13 protein-coding genes are annotated in these 17427 nt (G+C 59.2%); 5 read left to right on the forward strand and 8 right to left on the reverse strand.

Going from position 1 to position 17427, the window contains the following annotated elements:
• Positions 1-312: 312 nt before the first annotated feature.
• Positions 313-1680, reverse strand: coding sequence for a sensor histidine kinase (locus AC13C8_RS14475; RefSeq protein WP_482847994.1), 1368 nt, complete (start codon positions 1678-1680; stop codon positions 313-315).
• Entirely contained in the window at positions 1677-2336 is a 660-nt protein-coding gene (locus AC13C8_RS14480) for a response regulator transcription factor (protein ID WP_482847995.1), read from the reverse strand. Before AC13C8_RS14480 ends, AC13C8_RS14475 begins: the two co-directional genes overlap by 4 nt.
• A 116-nt stretch (positions 2337-2452) precedes the next feature.
• Between AC13C8_RS14480 and AC13C8_RS14485 the strand changes: the two genes are divergently transcribed.
• From AC13C8_RS14485 to AC13C8_RS14495, 3 genes are read left to right on the forward strand one after another with little or no spacing between them, the layout of a single operon-like run.
• Positions 2453-2728, forward strand: a complete 276-nt coding sequence (locus AC13C8_RS14485; protein ID WP_091431150.1) for a lipid-A-disaccharide synthase N-terminal domain-containing protein — start codon at positions 2453-2455, stop codon at positions 2726-2728.
• Complete coding sequence (locus AC13C8_RS14490; protein WP_482847997.1) at positions 2725-4296, forward strand: ArnT family glycosyltransferase; 1572 nt, start codon at positions 2725-2727, stop codon at positions 4294-4296. Before AC13C8_RS14485 ends, AC13C8_RS14490 begins: the two co-directional genes overlap by 4 nt.
• The gene (locus tag AC13C8_RS14495; RefSeq protein WP_091431153.1) at positions 4293-5054 is read left to right on the forward strand and encodes a glycosyltransferase family 2 protein; all 762 of its coding nucleotides are present in this window, start codon (positions 4293-4295) and stop codon (positions 5052-5054) included. Before AC13C8_RS14490 ends, AC13C8_RS14495 begins: the two co-directional genes overlap by 4 nt.
• 52 nt (positions 5055-5106) lie before the next feature.
• Here the strand turns inward: AC13C8_RS14495 and AC13C8_RS14500 are convergent, their stop codons facing one another.
• Positions 5107-7872, reverse strand: a complete 2766-nt coding sequence (locus AC13C8_RS14500; RefSeq protein WP_482847999.1) for a vWA domain-containing protein — start codon at positions 7870-7872, stop codon at positions 5107-5109.
• 415 nt (positions 7873-8287) lie between these two features.
• Here AC13C8_RS14500 and AC13C8_RS14505 point away from each other — a divergent pair, with 415 nt between their 5' ends.
• Complete coding sequence (locus tag AC13C8_RS14505) at positions 8288-9826, forward strand: AMP-binding protein (RefSeq protein ID WP_482848001.1); 1539 nt, start codon at positions 8288-8290, stop codon at positions 9824-9826.
• Positions 9827-9975: 149 nt separating this feature from the next.
• Positions 9976-10215: a transposase gene (locus tag AC13C8_RS14510; RefSeq protein WP_482848002.1), complete on the forward strand. Its 240-nt coding sequence runs from the start codon at positions 9976-9978 to the stop codon at positions 10213-10215.
• A gap of 142 nt (positions 10216-10357) precedes the next feature.
• Here the strand turns inward: AC13C8_RS14510 and AC13C8_RS14515 are convergent, their stop codons facing one another.
• From AC13C8_RS14515 to nirB, 5 genes are all read right to left on the reverse strand, one after another.
• Complete coding sequence (locus AC13C8_RS14515; protein WP_482848004.1) at positions 10358-10546, reverse strand: hypothetical protein; 189 nt, start codon at positions 10544-10546, stop codon at positions 10358-10360.
• A 790-nt stretch (positions 10547-11336) separates the two neighbouring features.
• Entirely contained in the window at positions 11337-11951 is a 615-nt protein-coding gene (locus AC13C8_RS14520; RefSeq protein ID WP_091431158.1) for an SAM-dependent methyltransferase, read from the reverse strand.
• Positions 11952-12040: 89 nt separating this feature from the next.
• The gene (locus AC13C8_RS14525) at positions 12041-14671 is read right to left on the reverse strand and encodes a molybdopterin-dependent oxidoreductase (protein ID WP_482848182.1); all 2631 of its coding nucleotides are present in this window, start codon (positions 14669-14671) and stop codon (positions 12041-12043) included.
• On the reverse strand, positions 14671-15000 hold the full coding sequence (gene nirD, locus AC13C8_RS14530; RefSeq protein ID WP_482848005.1) for a nitrite reductase small subunit NirD: 330 nt from the start codon (positions 14998-15000) through the stop codon (positions 14671-14673). The genes AC13C8_RS14525 and nirD overlap by 1 nt, the downstream gene beginning before the upstream one ends.
• Positions 14997-17426 carry a nitrite reductase large subunit NirB gene (nirB, locus tag AC13C8_RS14535; RefSeq protein WP_482848007.1) on the reverse strand — a complete coding sequence of 810 codons (2430 nt, stop codon included), beginning with the start codon at positions 17424-17426 and terminating at the stop codon, positions 14997-14999. The genes nirD and nirB overlap by 4 nt, the downstream gene beginning before the upstream one ends.
• Between the last annotated feature and the right edge of the window lies 1 nt (position 17427).

A 17427-nucleotide genomic window follows, 5' to 3' on the forward strand; every position in this document is an offset into this window, starting at 1 on the left:
CGACAATGGTGCGACATATTGACTTGGATCAAAGAATGCGCCGAATTGTCCAGAATACCGGTTCACAGGAAAAGTTCATTGATTTGAATGTGTTGCTTTGAAAGCAGAGTATATATCTGTTTTGAAACTAAGTTTTCAAAGATCTGCCAATTGGTCGGCTGCACCGCACTGATACTGAACGATGAAACTTTTTTCAGTTACCGCCCTGCATTGGTCGACCCCCTATCGGCTGAAAGCCCCACATACCCGATTTGCGGCAACGCATTTTTCATCACCCGCTCTGCCGTTGGCGCGGGGCCGTTCATGGGTCTGTCAGCGCTGCTCTGACCGCGCGATGAAGCGTGCTTCAAACCCCCTGTCCTTTCCACTGGGCGGTGATCTCAGCACCAGACGACCGCCCGAATGACGCGCGATCTTATCAGCGATATACAGGCCCAGCCCAAATCCGTCCGAACCTTTCATCCCGCGCTGAAAGCGACCTGGCAAACGCTCAAGCTCTGCCGGTGAAAGCGCCGGGCTATCATTCACGATCCGCAGAACACCAGACTGCGTCAGTTCGATATCAATCACGGTCTCCGGTGGGGCATGTTGAAATGCGTTGTCAATCAGGTTGCCTGCAATCATTGCAAACGCGTCGGGATCGAGTTTGCAAAGCACCGGCTGATCAGGACGCACGACCCTCAGACGTTCCCTGCGGCCGGGATCCCTTTGACTTTCACTCAGGACAATATCCAACAGTTTGCGAAGGTCATGGGAATCTTGTGACATTCCTATCCCGGCGTCGGCGCGGGCGACCTGCAACAGCCGCACCACCAGACGGCTCATCCGCTTCAGCGCCTCTTCGATTGCTGCAAGTCTGCCAGCGTTGTCATTCCCGGTTTCCTCGCGCATCCGCTGCACCTGCGCCAACGCGATGGCCACCGGCGTGCGCAATTCATGTGCCGCGTTGGTCGCAAAGGCGCGCTCACCGTCCAGTGCCTGTGACAGGCGGATCATGAACCCGTTCAAAGTGGCAGTGATCGCACGCAATTCGGCAGGCTGACCACCGGCGTCAATCGGATCAAGGCGCGCGTCGCTGCGCGCTTCGATCTCGTCGCGCATCTGATCCAGCGGTGACAATGCCCTTTGACCAATCCAAGCGACCATCAGATAAGCCAGCGGTAGAATCGCCAACATCGGGATCATCAGTGCCGTAAGGCTCTCAAGGTAAGCCTCGGATCGTTCTTGCCGTGGATCTCCCACCTGCATCAGAAAGCCTTCGCCGTTCGGAGATGTCGTATAGAAATTGTGGCTTTCGGTTTCTGTGAAACCCGTTACGCCGTAAGTTGGAAACGTAACATCCAACCCACCTGATGAAATCATCAGCACCGTCCCCGACCGGTCAAGCAGACGATAAACCAAAGCAGCGGCGTCGCTATCCGATCCTCCGCGCGCGCCGAATCTGGGATCGTCCCCGAATTCGAATGGCATGGTGGCACCGGTGTCCTGCGCGACCCGATAATCAGTCACGATGGCCGGAAGATATATCCGCGCGGTTTCCTGAAGAACCGTGTCCGCGAACTCCTGCTGCTCGTGCCGCAAAACCACCGCTGTGGCGACCAGCGCAAGCAGCCAGATCGCCGCAAAACCAAGGATCACGAAACGCGACAGGCGACGCGACAGACTGTTACGCACGCTCATCCCTGCCCCATCCGGTAGCCGAAACCGCGCACAGTCTCGATCGCGCCACGCCCCAGCTTTGAACGCAAGCGGCTGATGTGGGCTTCGATCGCGTTGCTTTCGACCTCGCTGCCAAACCCATAAAGGGCGTCTTCGAACTCGGCCTTCGCAACGGTGATGCCGGGCCGACGGCTGAGTCGGTCCAGAATTTCCCACTCCTTCGGTGTCAGCCCCACCGGCTGGCCATCCCGAAGCACGGTTTTCGTCGCAGGAACGACGCTGATCGAACCGAATTGGCGCAGGGCTGCGCGGCTGCTGTCAGCCCGACGCAGAATGGCGGCGATACGGGCGACCATTTCGTCCAGATCATAGGGTTTGACAAGATAATCGTCGGCACCTGCTTCCAACCCCTCGATCCTTTCCATGATCCTGTCACGCGCGGTGGCAATCATGACCGGTGTCCCCACTGACCTGTCGCGCAGATCACGCACCAGAGACAGCCCGTCCCCATCAGGCAAGTGCAGGTCAAGAAGCACCAGATCATAAGATGTGGCACGCACCGCAGCCAGCGCATCATGCAAAGTTCCGGCATTGTCGACGGCGTGGCCAACCGCTCGCAAATGATCGGCCACTGCACCTGCCAGATCTTGTTCATCTTCGACAACCAATAATCGCATTCAGGTCTTCATCCACTTTTTTCGCCACAATAGGGCATCCGTCAGCAATCGGTAAGGTGGTCGTGCGATGAGCCAGCCGCCGGCACAGCCCGCCGGTTGGCAAAGGTGGGATTTTCATGTCAGTCAGCACAATATGGCTCGGGATCGGCTTTTTGGGACAGGCGCTGTTTACATCCAGGTTCCTGGTTCAGTGGATCGTCAGCGAACGGCGGGGCGAAAGCGTCGTGCCACTGGCCTTTTGGTGGTTTAGCCTTGCCGGTGGTTTGACCCTGCTGTCCTATGCCATCTGGCGGCAAGATCCTGTGTTCATTCTTGGGCAAGCGACGGGTCTGGTTGTATATGTGCGCAACCTCATCTTGATCAAACGCCGTCGCGGGATGGCGTCATCATGAAACCAACAGTCGCCGCACTCTGGACCCTTGTTGCGTTTTTTCTGGTCGCGGTGGCCGGAACCTTGCTGCGCCCCCTGACCCCGATTGACGAGACACGTTATGTCGCCGTCGCGTGGGAGATGTGGCAAAGCGGCAATTACTTCGTCCCGACCAAAAATTATGACATCTACACACACAAACCCCCCCTTCTGTTCTGGGCAATCAATCTGATCTGGATGTTCACCGGTGTTTCCGAACTGTCGGCGCGACTGGTCGGGCCACTGTTTGCAGTGCTTGCGATATCACTGACAGGGCGGCTCGCTACCAAGCTGTGGCCCGACGATGCGACAATCGGATCGCGCGCCATCATGGTTCTTGCCGCAATGATCATTTTCGCCATATCGGGTGGCCTGACCATGTTCGACGCCCTGCTGGCGACAACCGCACTCGCCGGGTTTTTGGCGCTGGTCAACGCGGTCGACACCGGGGATCGCCGCTGGTGGGCCGCTGTTGGGACAGCGTTGGCGATGGGTGTGCTGGCGAAAGGGCCGGTGATCCTGGTTCATGTTGGACCCGCCATCCTTCTTGTGCCGCTCTGGGCGCGCTCAAGGCAGAATCGTAGCTGGCGGTGGACCCTGTCGGGCGTTGGCACCGCCCTGGCCACGGCGCTTGGCGTTGTTGCGCTCTGGCTGGTGCCCGCGATCCTGACCGGCGGTCCGGCCTACCGGGACGAGATCCTGTGGACGCAAAGCGCAGGGCGGATCAGCAGTTCATTTGCCCATGCCCGACCGTGGTGGTGGTTCACCGCCCTGCTTCCGCTGTTCCTGTTCCCGTGGTTCTTCGTGCCCGCCGTCTGGAAAGCCGCCTTCAAGGCCCGTTGGCGTGATGCCGGACTAAGCCTGGCTGCGATCTGGGCGCTCTCGGCACTGTTTCTGTTCAGCCTGATCAGCGGCAAACAGGTGCACTATCTTGTGCCCGACCTTCCAGCCGTTGCCTTGATCGTGGCACGTCTGCTGCCTCAGGGCACAACGATCCGTCCGGCAATGGCAGCTGCACCCTTGCTGCTGGCCGCCGTGGCGGCAATCCTGGCCGGAGCGGGGCTGATTGATCTGGGCTCGGACACGCGACTGTTGGAACCGACAACCAACCTGCTGGCATGGGGGCTATTCATGCTGGCCGTCTGCTGGATGGCGGTGCATCAAGGCGGATTGTCCGGCGCGCTTACTCTGACGCTGGGCACGGTCTTGTCGCTGAACGTCCTGATCGGTGTCAGCGCCATTCACGATGTTTTTGACACGAAGAAGATCGCAAGCATCATCGCTCCCTATCAAGAGGCGGGCATCGCCTATGTTGGTCGCCAGTATAATGCCGAGTTCAATTTTGCAGGTCGTCTGACATCCCCCGTCACCGAAATCATCGACCCGGCTGACTTGCCCGCCTGGCTGGCCAAACAGCCGGACGGCATCGTCGTCGGACGCCCGGACGAGCTTGGCCCCATGTGGCCACCCTATCGCCAAATCCTGTTCCGCAACGCACCGCATGCCATCTGGCGCGCCGCCGATGCCCCCAATTCGGAGCCTTCATCATGACCGACCCCACCCCGGACATCAGTGTCGTCATCCCGGCGCGAGACGAAGTTGTCGCAATCACCCCCCTTGTAGAGCAGGTCGGGCAGGTCCTAAAGGATCAGGCGTTCGAGGTTGTCGTGATTGACGATGGGTCGACCGACGGCACGCATCATGCCTTGATGCGGCTGGCCTCGGCCCACGATTGGTTCACCTGGCTGCAAAACGATCAAAGCGTCGGACAATCGGCCTCGATCCGGCGGGGAGTGCGCGCCGCACGTGGTGCGATCATCGTGACATTGGATGGTGACGGACAGAATCCGCCTGACCAGATTCCGATCTTGCTGGCCCCGTTTCTGGCCGAAGATTGCGAGGCATTGGGACTGGTGCAGGGGCAGCGTGTTGGCCGTCAGGACACATCGGCGAAACGCTGGGCGTCACGGGCTGCGAACGCAATCCGCGTGGCGCTGCTGAAGGATGGCGTGCGTGATTCCGGGTGCGGCCTGAAGGCGTTCCGCCGCGAGGCCTATTTCGATCTGCCATGGTTCGATCACATCCACCGGTTCATGCCAGCCATGATGCTGCGCGAAGGCTGGGAGGTGCAAACGGTATCGGTATCCCACCAGGCCCGCCAAGGCGGACAGTCAAAATATTCCAACTTCCGACGCGCATTGGTCGGCATCCCGGACCTGCTGGGGGCTGCCTGGCTGATCCGCCGTGCCGGTCCCCCACGCCATCCCGGAAAGCCCGTCAGCGATCAGACCACCAATACCTCAGAGTGAACCGGCAAGACGGACAGTTCTGAAATTTTCGTCTTGGCAAAAAAGTGTCGCTTCAGTTCACGGACAGAGGACGCCTGCCGATCGAACTTTGGCCCTGACCGGACAGATAGTGCAGCATGTAATCCCCCGGCTCGTTCGGCAGTTGCAAGGCTGCCGGGTTGCCGCTGGCGGTCGCGACCGAGGCTTCGACCGTATCGGACCCGATCTTCTTGATCGCGATCAGATCACCTTCATCGTCCGGCCCAACCCAGAACACGTCAATTTGCCCACCCGCCGCGGCGCTTTCGGCAGCCTCAAGAACGGCCTCCTCTACAACCGTCTCGCTTGCCTCGACAACTTTCAACATGCGGCGCGCAAGCACCTTTTTCGGATTTCCATGGGCAATATAACGGATCAGATAGGTGCCTGTTTCTACTGGGACTTTCAACCGAACCGGGTTGCCGCGCTGGGCATACTGATAATTCAGATGCTCGCCCGGCTCTGACCCGATGGCGGCAACTGAAACAAAATCGTTCTTATTGGCCGGCCCGACGAAGGAAACGTCAATCTCGGTTCCCGAGACCGCCGTTTCAGGGGCATCAAGAGCGGCGGTGGCCGCGACGATGCCGATGTCGCGCGTCGCCAGAATTCGCTGCGGGCTGCCATTGGCGATATAGCGCAACTGATAAGTTCCCGGTTCAAGCGGCAGCGTGATCTTCGATGGGTTGCCCCGGCTGGTATAGGCATAGGACGTGTATTTGTTGACCGGTTGGTCTGGTGCCGCCACCGCGACATAGTCGTTCTTGTTGTCCGGCCCCTGCCAAATGACATTGATAGAGGCCCCGGCTTCGGCGGTGTCGACGGCTTCGAGCGCGACCTGAGCCGCAACGATGGAAATCTCGCGCGTGGCAAGGACCTTCGCCGGATTACCATGTGCGATGTAACGCAACTGGTAGGTGCCCGGATCAAGCGGCATCTTGATCGCGGCTGGATTGCCCCGTTGCGTATAGACATAAGCCACGTATTTGTTCGGTGGCTGGTCGGCAGATGCAACCGAGATGTAATCGTTCTTGTTGTCTGGTCCATCCCACGTGACTTCAACATCAGACCCGGCGACAGCGCCCGACTGCGCCTCTATCGTGACCTGCGCCGCGACGACCGTGACTGGTCGGGTCGCGATGATCTTGGCGGGGTTTCCATGGGCGATGTAACGCAGCTCGTAGGTGCCTGGATCAAGTGGCATCGTCACCGACACCGGATTTCCGCGGTTCGCATAGGCATAGTTGACGTATTTGTTGGGCTCCTGATCGGACGCCGCGACCGAGATATAGTCGTTCTTGTTGTCCGGCCCCTCCCACTCGACATCAACAGCGGCCCCGGCAACCACTTGGTCAGGGGCAGTCAATGATGCGCTGACGGGCAGAACCGTGATGGGACGACGGGCCAGCACCCGCAGGGGATTGCCCTGAGCGACATAGCGAAGCTCGTAGGCTCCCGGTTCGATGGGGCTTGTGACTTCGGCGGGATTGCCGCGATTGGTATAGGCGTAGTTCTCGTATGTCCTGTCTTCCGCATCAGGCGCGGTGATCGCGATATAGTCGTTTTCATATCCCGGCCCATCCCAAGCGACTTCCAGAACCGCCCCGGCCCCAATTTCATCAGCGGCGTCCAATGTGACAGTCAGATCGGTGACAACAATGGAACGGGCTGCCGTGACGTCCTGCTTACCGCTGCCGCTTCGGATGTAACGCAGCTCATAGGTCCCGGGCGTCAATGGCATCGTCAGGGGCAAAGGATTGCCCTTCGAGATATAGGTATAATTGCGGTATGTGCCGGGCTTCGCTTCGGGTGGGACAATCGTCACATAGTCATTGTCGCCGATCTCGGCATCCCAAGTGACCTCGATCGTCGATCCGATGGGGGCAGTGTCAACTGCATCCAGTGACGCCCGATAAGCGATTTCAGGCAGTGCAATTGTAACCGTCTTGGCTTGTTCGGCCACTTTGAATACCGTCTCGGCAGTCAACTCATCCTCAAGCCGCAGAACTGAAACGGTATAATCACCCGGCAGCAGTTCAAGCCGGGTGGCACCGGTGGGTGCCGTCTGCTCACCCGTGCCATCAGGTGCAAAGGACCACACCAGCCCATCATCAATCTCGGGGCCACCTTTTCCCAAGGTCGCACGGAACGAAATGGTAACTGGTTCAGGCTCCGGCTCGGGGGCTGACGCGATTTCGACCAATGCCGCCCCAAGCTCGCCCGCATTGGCAGCCGACCGGAAGGTGCCACCGGTCTCCTCCGCCAGACATTGCATCTGCGCCATGGCCTCGGGGTCGTTGATATCAAACCCGATCACGTGGGCGGTGAAATCAACGCCCGCCTCCTCAAGCGCGCGGGCGGCGGCGCAGGGGTCCGGGTTACAGGTTTCGATCCCGTCCGACACAAGGATCACAGTCGCCTTTTCTTCTGTGTAACGAAGAGATTGCGCGGCAGCGATCACAGCGTCGGTCATCGGGGTCTTACCCTTGGGCTTTACTGCGTTCACCGCAGTTGAGATTGCAGTTTGGGTGCCAACCCCCGGTGCCACCAGTGTTTCAATGTCAGTGCAATCGCCCTTGCGGCGATGTCCATACACTGTCAGGCCAAGGGCCTGATCCGTCGGAAGTGTCTGCAACAAGTCATCAAGCACATCCTGTGCGATGGTGATCTTGGCCGTTCCGTCAATTTGTCCCCACATCGAACCAGAGGCATCCAGAACAAGCACCGTGGATGCACGATCCTGCGCTCTGGCTGGATTTGAAAGTGCAACAAGCAGGATTAAAGCAGCAAGATAACGCATGGCGGCCCCCCGATCAGCTATCTGACAGGATGCAGATTTTACGGAAAATTTCCAGTCTGGACCGAAATTGAAGATCAAATATCTCGAAATGACTATCCGGTTGGCCGTGCTTGGGAATACAAAAGAATTATCGAAAAGGGTGGGCGGGTCGCCCGATGTTCCGTTACGTTCAGTCCATCAAGCCGGTTTTCCGGGGCTTGCCAGTTCATCCATTTTTTAACCCTCCATAACGCCGTTTCAGGGATCGTCTGGGGGAAGGAAGTGTTGTAATCCTGTGGGTCGGAAAGGGAGGCAAGCATGGGGTCAAGAAAAGCCGTTTGGATGGATATGCGGTCAGGGGATGCTCGGTCGGCGCCTGAGGTCGAAAGCAGAATATCCTCTCGGGCAAGGTCTGTTCCTGTTCGGAGACCAAGCAATGAATTTCGCTGAATGGCTGTTACGCACCGCAGCACGGACACCTGACGCGCCAGCACTGATGAAGGGCGACAAGGTCGTTGCCAGTTATGCAGACTTCGCGCGGTCCGCCGCAGCAATCGGCGTTGCGTTGCAGCAGAGTGGTATCGAAAAGGGCGATCGTGTCGCACTTTTCATGACCAATCGCACCGAGTATCTGGAAACCCTTTACGGCATCTGGTTCGCCGGTGCGGTCGCCGTTCCGATCAACGCAAAGCTGCATCCGAAAGAGGCAGCATGGATCATGGCCGATTCAGGTTCGCGATCTGCGTTCGTCTCGGATGATGTTGCCGGTGAAATTAAAGCCGAAACGGTCACTGGCCTGACCGCCCGGATCTCGGTCGATGCCCCCGAATTCGACACAATGCGCGCCACGGCCCCGATGGCGGAACCGGTCGAGATGTCATCTGATGACCTTGCGTGGCTGTTTTACACATCCGGCACAACGGGCAAGCCCAAGGGTGTGATGATGTCCTGCGGGAACCTCATGGCCATGACGTTGAGCTATTTCGTCGATGTCGACACGGTCGAACCACAGGATGCCATCCTTTACGCTGCACCGATGTCACATGGCGCAGGCCTTTACAACTTCATGCACGTACTTCGGGGTGCGCGCCATGTGGTGCCGGACAGCGGCGGCTTCGATGCTGCCGAAATCCTTGACCTTGCGCCGCAGCTCAAAAATGTCTCGATGTTTGCGGCACCGACAATGGTACGGCGACTGGTTGATGCGGCAAAAAGCAGGGGTCGGTCTGGCGAGGGAATAAAGACAATCGTATATGCAGGCGGTCCGATGTATTTGGCAGACATCATCGAAGCGGTCGATGTCATCGGCCCGAAATTCGTTCAGATTTACGGTCAAGGTGAATGCCCAATGGCGATCACCGCCCTGACACGCACCGACGTTGCCGACCGCACCCACGACCGTTGGCGAGCGCGGCTTGCCTCGGTCGGGATGGCACAAAGCGTGGTCCGGGTTCGGATTGTCGATCGCGACGGGCGCGAACTGCCGCGTGGTGAAACCGGTGAAATAGTCGTGAAGGGCACGACCGTGATGCTTGGGTATTGGCAAAACACCGAGGCCACAGCAAACACAATTCGCGACGGCTGGCTGTGGACTGGCGATATGGGCCAGATGGACGACGACGGGTATGTCACCCTTCAGGACCGGTCCAAGGACATGATCGTTTCGGGCGGATCAAACATCTATCCACGCGAGGTCGAGGAAGTGTTGTTGACCCACCCAAACGTGCGCGAGGTTGCCGTCGTTGGTCGCCCGGATGCCGAGTGGGGCGAGGTCGTCGTGGCATTTGTTGCGCCCCACCCGAATGCAGCGGTTGACCCACAGGAACTGGATGCGCTTTGCCTTTCCCAGATCGCACGGTTCAAGCGACCCAAGGACTATGTGCTGGTCGCAAACCTTCCCAAGAACAACTATGGCAAAGTCTTGAAGACCGAGTTGCGCAAGCGCCTCGAAATACAAGGGTGTGAAGATGAATGACCTTGCGGGCAAGTCGTCATTGCTGACCGGGTCGATACAAGGGATCAGATTGGCGATCGCAATGCGCTGGCGGGATCAGGCCCTCTGGACCTGTCACGGAAATGTTCCACTCCTTTGACTTGGTATTTTACCACAAGGGAGAGACATTGATGGCACCTAAACCAAGCCCGGAATACCGCGCCGAAGCAGAGCGCGTGGCGTTAACGAGCGGGCTGCCGCGTAAACAAGTGGCAACTGATTTTGGGATCAGCTTCTCGACACAGAACCGCCGGATCCAGCAGGATCGGCGCAATCCTGAGAAGCCAACCGCCCAGTCCGATCTCGAACGCGAGGCCGCGGGGCTGCGGGACGAGAACCGTATGCTCCTGAAGGACATGGATGTTTTATAACGGCCACGGTGTTCTTTGCGGAGAGAAGCAAATGAGATTTGCCTTCGTTGAAGACCACCGACGCGTCATCCCGGTGAACCGCTTGTGCGCCTGCTGGGACTTGTCACCCAGGCCACGAATGCGCATATCCTCATTCATCCGCTCACGCAGCGATGTTGTTCTCTCCTCTGTCATCGGAACCTCCACTGTCGACTGGGAAAGTCCCATCGTCAGACAAGGTCGCAAGATCGCAAGATCGCAAAATACGCAGACCGATCAGCAGGAAATCAACACCTGCCACAAGCGCCATTGCCGCGCGAGCGGTTTCGTCCGAGCGCCGCTTCTGAGACATTGACCGTTTCACCCGGCAACAGCCGCTTTTCTAGATTGCTGACATTCGCAAGAGTAACGCTGGACGGCGGCTGCGCGGGACAATGCAGCCTTATGAGATTGCGGTGGATGCGGTCGCATAGGGTCTAAATCTTCTTTTGCGCACGCAGCAACAGATTTTCGGCAGCGCGGCATATCTCATCGATCCGGTCATTCAAAACCGCGCTGCGGAGCGGATTTCAGACCGACTGTTCGCTATAGTTTGGTCGAAGCAGCGAATGCGGACCTATCAGAACATTGCCGTTTCAACAAACGCCCGATCAGACGGGCCTAGCGTTGTTGTATGATATGATTTCACAGCCTCGCGCCGCAGCGAACGGTATTGGTTTGGTCGCGTAAGCACCTTTGTGCCATGTGACGAGCAGCACTGCGCAGCCCATGATGTCGTGATCTCTTTTGCAATCCGTCATCAATGCGACCGTAGCCCGGATTATCCGCGCGCCCTGTTTCGAGACGTTGGCACAAATGTCGACGGTTTGTATAGAAGTGTGCCCTGTTCGGTCAGTAAACGTGCGAGTCGCCCAGCTTGGCCCACGGACATACGAAGGGCGGTTGTCGTGCCGGGGCCGGACAAGCGTTTGCCGACGCGCGATGGATCCTCAGCACTGTCAGTGCTGACTTCCTCGACATGCGTTTCTGCGAACTCGTGCTCGGTCAGACTAGGGATCAGGATGGGCCCTGCGGCGCAGGCAGCGGTCACAACGGGCGCTATGATGACTGGATCTCCGACGGCTTGGGTGGAACAGATTTGTTCAGATGCGCGGCCGAAAAATCCCGGTTCTCCGGATTTCAGCCGGAGCATGCGGCGACTGTGGCACACCCCGGCCACGATCATCGCGTCGATGCGATCCTGTGGCCATGAATGTACCGATATGCTTGCCGACGAAAAGTCGTTCGGCATCGCGGCGAGCACGTTCCAGAACTTCTTCATCAACCAGCTGATCGTAGAAGATCACGTTGGCCTCCTGCAAGCGCTCGATTGCGCGCAACGTCAACAGGTCGCGCGCGCCCGGACCTGCGCCAACAAACAAGCTCTGCCCGGTCTTTGCGCCGACCGGTCCCTCCGCGGCACACGGCGGCTGACGCTGGGCTGGAACCGGCGCGGTCCCATTGCTGCCGATGTCCACCACGACCGGATCCCGGTCTACGATTGCAGGCGTCGTAATGTCACGCCAATCGGGCTGATCAGCCACGTAGACCGGGCAACGCAGCGCCTTGGCCAGTGCCGACGAGCGCCATGGCAGCGCCGGCAGGTGGGCTTGCCCCGCACGCGCGAAACCGGCGATTTCTTCAGCGGTTTCACCCTTCATAGGCAACAGCATCAACAGTGCGCCCACGGCCTCGGGCGCTGCATCCCCGCGCAGCATCTATGACATGGCATCGAACGCTTCATCTTGCTTGAGAGACCGCGACAGCCCTCGCCCCCGCTCCAGAGTGCAGACATGACCTGCAAAACTCATTCTGCGGCCTCCTTCGCGCGAAGTTTGTGCAGCACCTCGGCAATCTCAGGCTTGCAAGATCCGCAGTTTGTCCCAGCCCCGAGCGCTTCACCAATGCTTTCGACAGATATCAGTCCCTTGGTTTCGACGGCGCTGACAATGGTATTGATCCCGATCCCGAAGCAGGAACACAGCACAGGTCCCGGATTGGGTGCATCTGCCGGGGGGCGACCAGACAGGATATCTGCCGAGGCAGAACCGGGCAGAGTTGCCAGATAATCGCGCATGACAGCCACGGGGGTCGGTGAAACGAACAGTGCGCCGATCAGTGCACCATCTTGATGCAAGGCAATGCGTGCCCTGCCGCGTTTCGCATCGATGATTGAGGTCAGGTGCGCATCGGGCGCATTGAACATTCGCCGGGTCTCGGCATCCCAATCTGGCACTGGCGCGGTGCCGGCGAGCTCTGCCCTGACGCCGCACGATGTTCTGGCCACGGCCCAATAGTCAGTGTCCAGTTTCATGTCGTCGCGAGAGATGGCAAAGCCGTACCACGCGGCCTTGAACCGACTGACCGCCGCCACGCCAGCCTTGCTTTCAGGCTGACCCGACACTGGATCGAAAGCGGCTGCGACAACTGCACCGATCCGGGCCGCGGGGGCGGTTTCGCCAGTCCAGTGCATTGGTGCAAAGACCTGTCCGAGCGGCACCGCATCGGTGATGCGCGCGCGCAGGATCGCCGTTCCCGTAGGGCTGGAAATCTGCACGAGATCGGCAGGTTTAATATCCAGACTGCGCGCATCCTCTGGATGGATATCGACGAAAGGTTCGGCAAGGTGGGCCGAAAGGCGCGCGCTTAGACCGGTGCGTGTCATCGTGTGCCACTGATCGCGCACGCGTCCAGTGTTGAGCCGGAAGGGAAAGCGCGGTGTCGTCTTTGCGGCTGGCGGCTTCCAAGACACGGGCAGCATCCGCGCTTTGCCATTGGGATGAAAGAACTGCCCGTTCGCAAAGAACCGCCCGCCCTTGCGTGTTGCACTTATCGGCCAACGCTGCGGGGTCAGATTGGCATATTCGGTATCGGTCAGGTCGGACAGCGCAGAGATATCGAAGTCGCGGACAAATTGTCCGGCAATGCCTGACAGAGCGGCATATTCCCTGAAGATTTCGACCTCGCTGCCATAGTCGAAAGCTTTGGCGAACCCCATCCGTCGTCCGACTTCGGCAAGGATATCCCAGTCGGGGCGCGCTTGACCGGGTGCCGGTAGGACGCTTCGCTGGCGGCTGATGGTGCGATCAGAATTTGTGACCGTGCCGTCTTTTTCGGCCCAGGCGGAGGCGGGCAATAGAACATCGGCAAGGCGTGCGGTGTCCGTCTGGTCGGTGATGTCACTGACCACAGTAAAGGGGCATGCCGCAATGGCATCGCGCACGGCGTCCGCCTCGGGCATGGACACGGCGGGGTTGGTGTGGATGATCCACAACGCCTTGATCCGTCCGTCGCCGACGCCACGGAACATATCGACCGCCTTCAGGCCGGGTTTATCGGGAATCGTCTTGGCCCCCCAGAACCCGCGCACGGCGGCGCGATGATCGGCGTTTTCCAGATCGAGGTGACAGGCAAGCATGTTGGCCAACCCGCCAACTTCACGCCCGCCCATCGCATTTGGCTGACCGGTGACGGAAAATGGTCCGCAACCCGGCTTGCCGATGCGACCGGTCGCAAGATGGCAATTCAGGATGGCATTGACCTTGTCCGAACCGGATGTGGACTGGTTCACGCCCTGCGAATAGATCGTCACAACCTTGTCGGTGCTCATCCACAGGCTACAGAAAGCCTGAATCTCGGCTTCAGACAGGCCGGTCGGTTTAGAGCTGTCATTCCATGCTGCCTTAAGTGCGGCGTCGAACCCGTCGGTGCGCGCGATATACGCCACGTCCAACACGCCGCCGTCATAGAGAGCAACAAGCAATCGATTGAACAGGGCGACGTCCGAGCCGGGTTGCAGGGCCAGATGCATATCTGCCCCGTCGCAACTGGCGGTGCGGCGTGGGTCGATCACGACGACCTTCGTGCCGCGTTTTTTGCGCGCGGCCAGCAGCCGTTGATACAAAACCGGATGGCACCATGCGAGGTTCGATCCGACAAGCACCACCAGATCGGCCTCGTCGATATCCTCGTAGGTGCCGGGCACCGTGTCGGTGCCAAAAGCCCGCTTGTGACCTGCCACCGAAGACGCCATGCACAGGCGCGAGTTTGTGTCGATATTGGCCGAGCCGACAAAACCTTTCATCAGCTTGTTGGCGACATAGTAATCTTCGGTCAGCAGTTGGCCAGAGACATAGAAGGCTGTGCTGTCAGGCCCGTGTTCGGCGATGGTCTGCGAAAATCGATCTGCTACCAGCTGCAACGCTGTATCCCAGCTTGTGTCACGTCCGTCCACGCGGGGGGCTAAAAGCCGCTGTTCCAGCCCGACGGTTTCGCCCAACGCGGTGCCTTTCGAGCACAGACGCCCGTAGTTTGCCGGATGGTCCGGATCGCCTCGCACGTTCAACCCGCCTTGACCATCGGGTTGCAAAAGCACACCGCAGCCAACCCCGCAATAAGGACAGGTGGAGCGGGTAACCGGCAGGCCGGAGCCGTCCATCACGCTGCGCTCCGGCTGTCAAGTTTTGCACCATCGATCAGAACGCGCCCGTCCTGCACCAGAACAAGGAAGGTCGTGATCGCGCCATCTTCGCCCGCAGCTTGCCCGGTGTTCAGATCGAACACCCAATTGTGCAGCGGGCAGGTCACGGACTGCCCGTGGACGATGCCTTCGGACAAGGGGCCGCCCTTGTGGGGGCAGCTATCGGTCGCGGCGAATACCTCGTTTTCTGCGGTGCGAAAGACCGCAACACATCCGAGGGGGGTCTTGATTTTACGCGCGCCACGGATGGGGATCTCGTCGATATGGCCTATGTCGATCCAGTTCATTCTGCGGCCTCCAGTGTCAGATCTGCCAGTGGTTGATAACGCTGCGCTTGGGTTGCGTGTTCCGCCCAAGGGTCTTTACGATAGATGGATTGCGACAGTTCGAAAGCCTCGATCAGGCGCTGGCGTTCGTCGGGATCGGCGATCCGGTCTTGCACCCAGTCAAGCCCGACCTTGTCCACCCACTTATACGCCCGGTCGAGGTATTTCGCGTTCTCGCGATAAAGCTGAACAAAGGCGATGGTCACGTCGATGGCCTCCTGCTCGGTTTCGACGTCGCACAGGCGTTCGGTTTCCCTGACGTCCATTCCCGCTGCCCCGGCAACGCTGACCTGATAACCGCTGTCGACGCAGATTATCCCGATGTCCTTACAGGTCGCTTCGGCGCAATTGCGCGGGCAACCCGAAACACCGAGTTTGACCTTATGCGGTGTCCAAGACCCCCAAAGCGCCTGTTCAAGCTGGATGCCCAGCCCGGTGCTGTCTTGCGTGCCAAAGCGGCAATGATCCGTGCCGACGCAGGTTTTCACCGTGCGCAGGCCCTTGGAATAGGCGTGACCGGACACCAGCCCCGCCTTGTTCAGATCGGCCCAGATGAAGGGCAGGTCTTCGCCCTTCACGCCCAACAGGTCAATGCGCTGGCCGCCGGTTACTTTGACGGTTGGAACATCATACTTGTCGGCTGCATCCGCGATGGCGCGCAGCTCGGCCGGGTTGGTGATCCCGCCCCACATGCGCGGCACGACGCTGAAGGTGCCGTCTTTCTGGATATTGGCGTGCTTGCGTTCGTTGACGAACCGGCTTTGCGGGTCGTCGCGGTATTCCAGCGGCCAATCAGCGAGCAGGTAGAAATTCACTGCGGGGCGGCAGACATGGCAACCGTTGCGCGTCTTCCAGCCCAGTTCCTGCCACACGGCTTCCTGACTTTTCAGTTCCTGACTTTTGATCAGCCGGCGCACATCTTCATGCGTCAAATCACAACAGCCGCAGATCGGTTGCGCTGTCGGTATCTGAAACTCATCACCCAGCGTGACCTGCAATAGTTGTTCGACCAGCCCCGTGCACGTCCCGCAAGAGGCGCTGGCCTTGGTCTGGGCTTTCACCGCACCCAGATCGGTGGCACCTTGCGCAATGGCGTCAACAATAGTGCCTTTGCATATGCCGTTGCAGCCGCAAATCTCCGCATCACGCGGCAATGCTGCAACGGCTGAGAGAGGGTCCGCAGAATCGCCCCCTTGAAAGGCCGGACCGAATATCAGCGTCTCACGCATGTCCTCGATCTCGGTGCCGTCTTTGATAAGCTGGAAGAACCAGTTGCCGTCGACGGTGTCGCCATACATCACCGCGCCGACCAGACGGTCGTCCTCTATTACCAGACGTTTGTAGATGCCACGCGACGGGTCGCGAAGCACGATGTCCTCGCGCCCCTCGCCCTCGGCAAAGTCGCCCGCACTGAACAGATCGCAGCCGGTGACTTTCAGCTTGGTCGCGGTGTCCTTGACCACGAAGGCCGCAGCTTTGTCCAACAGCGTGCCAGCCAGCACCTTGGCTTGATCATAGAGCGGCGCGACCAGCCCGAAGAGATGCCCGTCAAACTCCAGACACTCGCCCACGGCATAGATATCCGGATCCGAGGTTTGCATCTGTGCGTTTACTTCAACACCGCGCGCGACAGAAAGGCCGGCGTCGGTGGCAAGACGCGTTTCGGGGCGGATGCCCACGGCCATAACCACCAGATCGGCGGGCAGCGTCTCGTCGCCCTCCAGCAGCACCGCCTCGACATGACCATCGCCGATGATCGCTTTGGTCGAAGCCTGGGTGCGCACGGTGATGCCGCGACGTTCCAGATCCTTGCGCAGCAGATAGCCCGCCGCCTCGTCCAGTTGCCGTTCCATCAGGTGACCCATCAGGTGCACAACGGTGACATCCATGCCCCGCTCGGCCAGTCCGGCCGCGGCTTCAAGACCCAAAAGTCCGCCACCGATGACCACGGCCTTGCCGCCCTTGGCAGAGGCGTCGATCATGGCGTTGGTATCATCAAGATCACGGTAGGTGATCACACCGGGCAGGTCCTTGCCGGGCACCGGAATGATGAACGGCGCGGATCCTGTCGCGATGATCAACTTGTCATAGGGAACGTGATCATTCTGGCCTGCGACCACCTTCAATTCGGGATTGATGGCGGTAACATGTTCGCCGAAGCGGCAGGTCACACCATGCGCCGCATACCAATCGTCGTCATGGGTGACAATATCGGCATAGGCCTTTTCGCCCGACAACACAGGGCTCAGCATGATGCGGTTATAGTTGCCGCGTGGTTCGGCGTTGAACAAGGTAATATCGAACGCGTCTGGCGCGTCTTCCACCAGATGTTCAATGACACGGCCGGATGCCATACCGGCGCCGATGATGACTAGCTTCTGTTTCATG

The organism is Aliiroseovarius sp. B-4 (genome assembly GCF_056857795.1).

Excerpts from the sequence above, each read along its gene's own strand:
- AC13C8_RS14475 (WP_482847994.1), bottom strand. The coding sequence starts at position 1,680 with ATGAGCGTGCGTAACAGTCTGTCGCGTCGCCTGTCGCGTTTCGTGATC.
- AC13C8_RS14480 (WP_482847995.1), bottom strand. The coding sequence starts at position 2,336 with ATGCGATTATTGGTTGTCGAAGATGAACAAGATCTGGCAGGTGCAGTG.
- AC13C8_RS14485 (WP_091431150.1), top strand. The coding sequence starts at position 2,453 with ATGTCAGTCAGCACAATATGGCTCGGGATCGGCTTTTTGGGACAGGCG.
- AC13C8_RS14490 (WP_482847997.1), top strand. The coding sequence starts at position 2,725 with ATGAAACCAACAGTCGCCGCACTCTGGACCCTTGTTGCGTTTTTTCTG.
- AC13C8_RS14495 (WP_091431153.1), top strand. The coding sequence starts at position 4,293 with ATGACCGACCCCACCCCGGACATCAGTGTCGTCATCCCGGCGCGAGAC.
- AC13C8_RS14500 (WP_482847999.1), bottom strand. The coding sequence starts at position 7,872 with ATGCGTTATCTTGCTGCTTTAATCCTGCTTGTTGCACTTTCAAATCCA.
- AC13C8_RS14505 (WP_482848001.1), top strand. The coding sequence starts at position 8,288 with ATGAATTTCGCTGAATGGCTGTTACGCACCGCAGCACGGACACCTGAC.
- AC13C8_RS14510 (WP_482848002.1), top strand. The coding sequence starts at position 9,976 with ATGGCACCTAAACCAAGCCCGGAATACCGCGCCGAAGCAGAGCGCGTG.
- AC13C8_RS14515 (WP_482848004.1), bottom strand. The coding sequence starts at position 10,546 with ATGTCTCAGAAGCGGCGCTCGGACGAAACCGCTCGCGCGGCAATGGCG.
- AC13C8_RS14520 (WP_091431158.1), bottom strand. The coding sequence starts at position 11,951 with ATGCTGCGCGGGGATGCAGCGCCCGAGGCCGTGGGCGCACTGTTGATG.
- AC13C8_RS14525 (WP_482848182.1), bottom strand. The coding sequence starts at position 14,671 with ATGGACGGCTCCGGCCTGCCGGTTACCCGCTCCACCTGTCCTTATTGC.
- nirD (WP_482848005.1), bottom strand. The coding sequence starts at position 15,000 with ATGAACTGGATCGACATAGGCCATATCGACGAGATCCCCATCCGTGGC.
- nirB (WP_482848007.1), bottom strand. The coding sequence starts at position 17,426 with ATGAAACAGAAGCTAGTCATCATCGGCGCCGGTATGGCATCCGGCCGT.